7 protein-coding genes and 1 pseudogene are annotated in these 7,931 nt (G+C 63.1%); 4 read left to right on the forward strand and 4 right to left on the reverse strand.

Features of this window, described 5'->3' with window-relative positions:
* The 4 genes and pseudogenes from nirB to cysG form a co-directional block, all read left to right on the forward strand.
* Positions 1-2,129, forward strand: a pseudogene (nirB, locus tag ADK28_RS26875) (nitrite reductase large subunit NirB); the annotation flags it as partial.
* The gene (nirD, locus tag ADK28_RS26880) at positions 2,126-2,452 is read left to right on the forward strand and encodes a nitrite reductase small subunit NirD (protein WP_016930361.1); all 327 of its coding nucleotides are present in this window, start codon (positions 2,126-2,128) and stop codon (positions 2,450-2,452) included. The pseudogene nirB and the gene nirD, both read left to right, overlap by 4 nt.
* 16 nt (positions 2,453-2,468) lie before the next feature.
* Positions 2,469-3,269: a nitrite transporter NirC gene (gene nirC / locus ADK28_RS26885; RefSeq protein ID WP_016930362.1), complete on the forward strand. Its 801-nt coding sequence runs from the start codon at positions 2,469-2,471 to the stop codon at positions 3,267-3,269.
* A 51-nt stretch (positions 3,270-3,320) separates the two neighbouring features.
* Positions 3,321-4,724 carry a siroheme synthase CysG gene (gene cysG / locus ADK28_RS26890; RefSeq protein WP_048797171.1) on the forward strand — a complete coding sequence of 468 codons (1,404 nt, stop codon included), beginning with the start codon at positions 3,321-3,323 and terminating at the stop codon, positions 4,722-4,724.
* Positions 4,725-4,774: 50 nt separating this feature from the next.
* On the opposite strand, the gene trpS is transcribed toward cysG, so the two are convergent.
* The 4 genes from trpS to dam all read right to left on the reverse strand — a co-directional run.
* Positions 4,775-5,782 carry a tryptophan--tRNA ligase gene (gene trpS / locus ADK28_RS26895; protein ID WP_048797172.1) on the reverse strand — a complete coding sequence of 336 codons (1,008 nt, stop codon included), beginning with the start codon at positions 5,780-5,782 and terminating at the stop codon, positions 4,775-4,777.
* A 2-nt stretch (positions 5,783-5,784) separates the two neighbouring features.
* The gene (locus ADK28_RS26900) at positions 5,785-6,483 is read right to left on the reverse strand and encodes a phosphoglycolate phosphatase (protein WP_048797173.1); all 699 of its coding nucleotides are present in this window, start codon (positions 6,481-6,483) and stop codon (positions 5,785-5,787) included.
* Complete coding sequence (rpe, locus tag ADK28_RS26905) at positions 6,476-7,153, reverse strand: ribulose-phosphate 3-epimerase (RefSeq protein WP_004930320.1); 678 nt, start codon at positions 7,151-7,153, stop codon at positions 6,476-6,478. Before rpe ends, ADK28_RS26900 begins: the two co-directional genes overlap by 8 nt.
* Before the next feature lie 51 nt (positions 7,154-7,204).
* A partial coding sequence (dam, locus tag ADK28_RS26910; protein ID WP_048797174.1) for an adenine-specific DNA-methyltransferase occupies positions 7,205-7,931 on the reverse strand: 727 nt, incomplete at its 5' end.

Consider the following 7,931-nt stretch of genomic DNA (forward strand, 5'->3'; position numbering starts at 1 on the left):
GACCTGAACGCCATCGAAGCCTGTGCGCGCCGCAGCAAACGCGGCGCGGTAGTCGGTGGCGGGCTGTTGGGGCTGGAAGCCGCCGGCGCGCTGAAAAGCCTGGGGGTGGAAACGCACGTGATCGAGTTCGCTCCGGTGCTGATGGCCGAACAGCTCGACCCGATGGGCGGTGACCAGCTGCGCCGCAAGATCGAGCGCATGGGCGTCAAGGTGCACACCGGCAAAAATACCCAGGAGATCGTCAACGGTGGCGGCACGGCGCGCAAAACCCTGCATTTCGCCGACGGCAGCCTGCTGGAAGTGGATTTCATCGTGTTCTCCACCGGCATCCGCGCCCAGGACAAGCTGGCGCGCCAGTGCGGGCTGGAGATCGGCCGCCGCGGCGGCATCGCCATCAACGACAGCTGCCAGACGTCGGATCCGGACGTGTACGCCATCGGTGAGTGCGCCGCCTGGCGCGATCGCACCTTCGGCCTGGTGGCGCCGGGATACAAAATGGCGCAGGTGGCCGCCGATCGCCTGCTGGGCCGCGAAAACGGCTTCCAGGGCGCCGACATGAGCGCCAAACTGAAACTGCTGGGCGTGGACGTCGGCGGCATCGGCGATGCCCACGGCCGCACCGAAGGCGCCCGCAGCTACGTTTATCTGGATGAAAGCAAAGAAGTCTACAAACGCATCGTGGTCAGCGCCGACAACAAAACCCTGCTCGGCGCGGTGCTGGTGGGCGACACCAGCGACTACGGCAACCTGCTGCAGCTGGCGCTGAACGGCATCGCGCTGCCGGAGAACCCGGACGGCCTGATCCTGCCGGCTCATGCGGGCAGCAAACCGGCCATCGGCGTGGATTCGTTGCCGGAAAGCGCGCAGATCTGCTCCTGCTTCGACGTCAGCAAAGGCGACATCATCCAGGCGGTCAACAAAGGCTGCCACACCGTGGCGGCGCTGAAGGCCGNGGCGGCTGTATCCCGCTGCTCACCCAGGTGTTGAACGCCGAGCTGAGCAAGCAAGGCATCGAGGTCAACCATCACCTGTGCGAACACTTCGCCTATTCGCGCCAGGAGCTGTTCCACCTGATCCGCGTCGAAGGCATCAGGTCGTTCGAGGCGCTGCTGGCCAAATACGGCAAAGGCTACGGCTGCGAAGTGTGTAAGCCGACCGTCGGCTCGCTGCTGGCCTCGTGCTGGAACGAATACATCCTCAAGCCGCAGCATACGCCGCTGCAGGATACCAACGACAACTTCCTCGGCAATATCCAGAAAGACGGCACCTACTCGGTGATCCCGCGCTCCGCCGGCGGCGAAATCACCCCGGACGGCCTGCTGGCCATCGGCCAAATCGCCAAGGAGTACAACCTGTACACCAAAATGACCGGTTCGCAACGCATCGGCATGTTCGGCGCGCAAAAAGACGACCTGCCGGCCATCTGGCGCAAGCTGCTCGCCGCCGGCTTTGAAACCGGCCATGCTTACGCCAAGGCGCTGCGCATGGCGAAAACCTGCGTCGGCAGCACCTGGTGCCGGTATGGCGTCGGCGACAGCGTCGGTTTCGGCGTCACGCTGGAACATCGCTACAAAGGCATCCGCACCCCGCACAAAATGAAGTTCGGCGTCTCGGGCTGCACCCGTGAATGCGCCGAAGCGCAGGGCAAGGACGTCGGCATCATCGCCACCGAGAACGGCTGGAACCTGTATGTCTGCGGCAACGGCGGCATGAAACCGCGCCACGCCGACCTGCTGGCCGCCGACCTCGATCGCGAAACCCTGGTGCGTTACCTCGACCGCTTCATGATGTTCTATATCCGCACCGCCGATAAGCTGCAGCGTACCTCGGTATGGCTGGAGAGCCTGGAAGGTGGCATCGATTACCTGCGCAAGGTGATCGTCGACGACAAGCTCGGCATCAACGCGCAGTTGGAAGCCGAGATCGCCCGCCTGCGCGACGCGGTGGTCTGCGAGTGGAAAGAGACCGTCGAGCACCCGGAAACGCAGCTGCGCTTCGCCCACTTCATCAACAGCCCGCTGCGCGATCCGAACGTGCAGGTGGTGGCCGAACGCGACCAGCACCGCCCGGCCCGCCCTGACGAGCGCATTCCCGTCACCCTGATCGATACCGAGGAGAGCCACGCATGAGCCAGTGGATTACCGTTTGTCCCGTCGCCGACATTCTGCCCGGCACCGGCGTGTGCGCCCTGATCGGCGATCGGCAGGTGGCGGTGTTCCGCCCCTATGCCGACGAGCAGGTGTTCGCCATCAGCAATATCGACCCGTTCGCCCAGGCCAGCGTGCTGTCGCGCGGCCTCATCGCCGAGCATCAGGGCGAGCTGTGGGTCGCCAGCCCGCTGAAGAAACAGCATTTCCGCCTGTACGACGGCCACTGTTTGGAAGATGACAACCGTTCCGTTGCCAGCTTCACCAGCCGGGTGGTCGACGGCATCGTGCAAGTCGCGGCATAACCTTTCGGGAGGCAACATGTTTACCGATACGATCAACAAATGCGCCGTCAACGCGGCGCGCATCGTCCGCCTGGCGAAGGAGAGCCCGCTCGGCTTCTGGATCAGCTCGGCGATGGCGGGCGCCTACGTCGGCCTCGGCATCATCCTGATCTTCACCCTCGGCAACCTGGTCGACCCAAGCGTGCGGCCGCTGGTGATGGGCGCCACCTTCGGCATCGCGCTGACGCTGGTGATCATCGCCGGTTCCGAGCTGTTCACCGGCCATACGATGTTCCTGACGCTCGGCGTCAAGGCCGGCACCATCCGCCAAAGCCAGATGTGGGCGGTGCTGCCGCAAACCTGGCTCGGCAACCTGCTCGGCTCGGTGCTGGTGGCGCTGATGTATTACTACGGCGGCGGCAGCCTGCTGCCGGTGGATACCAGTCTGGTGCACAGCGCCGCGCTGGCGAAAACCACCGCGCCGGCCGAGGTGCTGTTCTTCAAGGGCGTATTGTGCAACTGGCTGGTTTGTCTGGCGATTTGGATGGCGATCCGCGTTGAAGGCGCCGCCAAGTTCATCGCCATTTGGTGGTGCCTGCTGGCCTTTATCGCCTCGGGTTACGAACACTCCGTCGCCAACATGACGCTGTTCGCCCTCTCCTGGTTTGGCAACCACAGCGAGGCCTACACCCTCGCCGGCATTGGCCACAACCTGCTGTGGGTGACGCTGGGCAACATCCTGTCCGGCTCGGTGCTGATGGGCCTGGGGTATTGGTACGCCACGCCGCGCGCCGAACGCCCGCTGGCGGCGAAAGCCGCCGCACGTCAGACCGCCTGAGTTTTCGGGGGCGCATTTCGCCCCCCACCCTGATGACCCCGAGGAGTGCCGATGGACTACCTGCCGATTTTCTGCCAACTGCAACATAAAGCCTGTCTGCTGGTCGGCGGCGGCGAGATCGCCGAACGCAAGGCGCGCCTGCTGCTGGACGCCGGCGCGGCGCTGACCGTCAACGCCCTGGACTTCACCCCGCAGTTCCGCCTGTGGGCGGAAGAAGGCCGGTTGACGCTGGCCGCAGGCGAATTCAGCCCGGCCCTGCTGGCGGAAAAATGGCTGGTGATCGCCGCCACTGACCGGCTGGAGGTCAACACGCGGGTATACCAGTGCGCCAACCAGCAACGGGTGTTCTGCAACGTGGTCGACGATCCGAAACGCGCCAGCTTTATCATGCCGTCGATTATCGATCGTTCGCCGATCATGGTGGCGGTGTCCTCCGGCGGCAAAGCGCCGGTGCTGGCGCGGCTGCTGCGCGAGAAGCTGGAAGCGATGCTGCCGCAGCACCTCGGCAAGCTGGCCCAACTGGGCGGCTCGCTGCGGCAGCGGGTAAAACAACGCTTCAGCGGCCTCGGCGCACGCCGTCGCTTCTGGGAAAGGTTGTTCGCCCACGATCGGCTGGCGCAATCGCTGGCCAACGGCGACGCCGCGCTGGCCGAACGCCAGCTCGAGCAGTTGTTCAGCGAACAACGGGAAGATCGCGGTGAAGTGGTGCTGGTGGGCGCCGGGCCAGGCGATGCCGGTTTGCTGACGCTGAAAGGGCTGCAACAGATCCAGCAGGCCGACGTGGTGGTTTACGACCGGCTGGTCTCCGAAGAGATCATGACGCTGGTGCGCCGCGACGCCGAGCGCATCTTCGTCGGCAAACGCGCCGGGCACCACTGCGTGCCGCAGGAACAGATCAACCAAATCCTGCTGCAGCAGGCGCTGCAAGGCAAACGCGTGGTACGCCTGAAGGGCGGCGATCCCTTTATCTTCGGCCGCGGCGGCGAAGAGCTGGAGACGCTGGCGGACGCCAACGTGCCGTTCTCGGTGGTGCCGGGCATTACCGCCGCCTCCGGCTGTTCCGCCTACAGCGGCATCCCGCTCACCCACCGCGACCATGCGCAGAGCGTCCGCCTGGTGACCGGCCACGCCAAGGCCGACGGTGGATTGGACTGGGCGACGCTGGCCGCCGGGCAACAGACGCTGGTGTTCTATATGGGGCTGTCGCAAGCGACGGAAATCCAGCGCCGGCTGATCGCGAACGGACTGCCGGCCGCCACGCCGGTGGCGCTGGTGGAAAACGGCACTTCTTGCCGCCAGCGGGTGATCGAAGGCGAACTCCACCAACTGGGCGACTTGTCCCTGCAGGCCGCCAGCCCCAGCCTGATCATCGTCGGCAGCGTGGTCAGCCTGCGCAGCAAGCTCAATTGGTTCGCCAGCGAGGAATCGCCCGCCAGCCTGGCGCAAATGGCGTGATACCGACGTAAAAAAAGCGGCCTAAGGCCGCTTTTTTATTTGCGCCGGCGTTACGCCTGCGGCGGTACGAAACCGACGGCCTGATAGACCTTCGCCAGGGTTTCCTGCGCGCGCGTGCGCGCCTTGGCGGCGCCGTCGCGCATCACCTGCTGCAGATAGGCTTCGTCGTTGCGGAAGCGGTGGTAGCGCTCCTGCAGCTCAGCCAGCATGCCGGAGACGGCTTCCGCCACCGCGCCTTTCAGATGGCCGTACATCTGGCCTTCGAACTCGGCTTCCAACTGCGCGATGCTCTTGCCGGTCACGCCGGCGAGGATATCCAGCAGGTTGGAGACGCCCGCCTTGTTGACCACGTCGTAACGCACGACAGGCGGCTCTTCCGAGTCGGTCATTGCGCGTTTGATCTTCTTGGTCACCGCTTTCGGATCTTCCAGCAGGCCGATCACGTTGTTGCGGTTGTCGTCCGACTTGGACATCTTCTTGGTCGGCTCCTGCAGCGACATCACGCGCGCACCGGATTTAGGAATAAACGGCTCCGGCACTTTGAACACGTCGCCGTACAGCGCGTTGAAACGCTGGCCCACGTCGCGGCTCAGCTCCAGGTGCTGTTTCTGGTCTTCGCCTACCGGCACCTGGTTGGTTTGATACAACAGGATATCCGCCGCCATCAGCACCGGATAGCTGAACAGCCCGGCGTTGATGTTCTCGGCGTAGCGTGCGGATTTGTCCTTGAACTGCGTCATGCGGCTCAGTTCGCCGAAATAGGTGTAACAGTTCAGCACCCAACTCAGCTGCGTGTGCTCAGGCACGTGCGACTGCACGAAGATGGTGCTTTTTTCCGGATCGATGCCACAGGCCAGATACAGCGCCAGCGTATCCAGCGTGGCCTTGCGCAGCTTCTCGGCGTCCTGGCGCACGGTGATGGCATGCAGATCGACGATGCAGTAGATGCAGTCGTAGTCGTCCTGCATCTGCACCCACTGACGCAGCGCACCCATGTAGTTGCCGATGGTCAGTTCGCCGGACGGCTGCGCGCCGCTAAATACGATGGGCTTACTCATGTTTAAATTTCCTGATTCTCTAAAGATGACAGCCCAAGAGCGGGCAACAAATCGGCGAAGCGCTCCAACACCCGATCGGGGTGGCTCAGGGCGATCGATTCGCCGTAGTTATAACCGTAGATAAAGCCGACGCTCGGACAACCGGCGCCCTGCGCGGCTTGAATATCGTTGCGTGAATCGCCGACGAACAGCAGCTCATGCGCGCGCAGCCCAAGCTTGCCGAGCACCAGGTACAACGGCGCCGGGTGCGGTTTCTTTTCCGTCACGTCGTCGCCGCCGATCACCAGCGAGAAATAGTCGCCAATGCCCAACGATGCCAGCAGCGGCGCCACGAACGGCGTCGGCTTGTTGGTCACCAGCGCCATCGGGTAACCGTGCGCGGCCAGGCGGGCCAGCGTCTCTTGCACCTGTGGGAACAAACGGCTGCCGCTGTCGACGGTCTGCGCGTAGAAATGGTCGAAGCGTTCACGCAGCCGGCTGCACTGCGCCGGCGTGCCTTCCGCCTCCGCCCAACGCAGCGCGCGCTGCACCAGCACGTCGGCGCCGTTGCCGATCCAGGTGCCGACCCGTGCCTCACCCGCTTGCGGCAGGCCCGTCTCTTCCAGCGCCATATCGATGGCGGCCGCCAGACCCGGCGCGCTGTCGACCAGCGTGCCGTCCAGATCGAAGGCCAATGCGCGGATCGCGCCGAAATCAGCCATGGGTAACCTTCGCCAGCTCGCTGCGCATTTCGTCAATCACCTTGCGGTAGTCCGGCTGGCCAAAGATGGCGGAACCGGCGACGAACATATCGGCGCCTGCGGCGGCGATTTCGGCGATGTTATCCACCTTCACCCCGCCGTCGACTTCCAGGCGGATATCGCGACCGCTGTCGTCGATCAGTTTGCGCACCTGGCGCAGCTTGTCCAGGGTGCCGTGGATGAACGACTGGCCGCCGAAGCCCGGGTTGACCGACATCAGCAGGATCACGTCAATTTTATCCATCACGTAATCGAGGTAGCTCAGCGGCGTCGCCGGGTTAAACACCAGACCGGCCTTACAACCGTGCTCTTTGATCAGCTGAATGGTGCGATCGACATGTTCGGAAGCTTCGGGGTGGAAAGAGATATAAGACGCGCCGGCCTTGGCGAAATCTGGCACGATGCGATCTACCGGCTTGACCATCAGATGCACGTCAATCGGCGCGGTAATGCCGTAGTTGCGCAGCGCTTCGCACACCATCGGACCGATGGTCAGATTGGGCACATAGTGGTTGTCCATGACGTCGAAGTGCACCACGTCGCCGCCTGCGGCCAGCACGTTAGCGGTATCTTCACCTAACCGGGCAAAATCTGCCGACAGAATGGACGGGGCAATCAAAAACTTTTTCATCCGCTTCTCCAAACGTAGGGTCGAGTTGTTATGCGCCGGGGTGCCCCCGGCTTAGCGATACAGCGCCAAAAGCTCGTTCACTTTACTGCGGCCGAGAATGTTGCGGCTGATTGTGCGGCGCGCTTTCACCACATACAGCGCAGCATGCTGGTACCAGTCGCGCGTCAGCTCGGTATCGTGATTGGAGATCAATACCGGTACCTGGCTCTCTACCGAGAGCTGGTGCGCCAGATGCGCCAGGCTCTGCTGATCGGCGATGCTGAAGCTGTTGGTGTGGTAAGCGGTGAAATTCGCCGTCGCCGACAGCGGCGCGTAAGGCGGATCGCAATACACCACGGCACCGGCCACGGCCTTCGCCATGGTATCGCGGTAATGCTCGCAGACAAAAGTGGCATTGCGCGATTTTTCGGCAAACCAGTAGAGCTCTTCTTCCGGGAAGTACGGTTTCTTGTACCGACCGAACGGCACGTTGAACTCGCCGCGCAGGTTATAGCGGCACAGGCCGTTATAGCAGTGACGGTTCAGGTACAGGAACAGCAGCGCCCGGCGGTAAGGCTCGGTGCTAGTATTGAACTCTTCTCTCAGCAGGTAAAACTGATCCGAGTTATTGAATTCATCGGCGAAAAGCGTGCGGGCATCGCGCACGAAGTCATCCGTGCGCAGCTTAACGATGTTATACAGGTTGATAAGATCGCTATTGATGTCGGCGAGAATGTAGGCGTCGTAATCCGTATTCAGAAAGACGGATCCCGCACCCACGAAGGGCTCGATTAAGCAG

The sequence above is a fragment of the Serratia sp. 506_PEND genome (genome assembly GCF_001076875.1).
GTDB classification, from domain to species: Bacteria; Pseudomonadota; Gammaproteobacteria; order Enterobacterales; family Enterobacteriaceae; genus Serratia; species Serratia marcescens.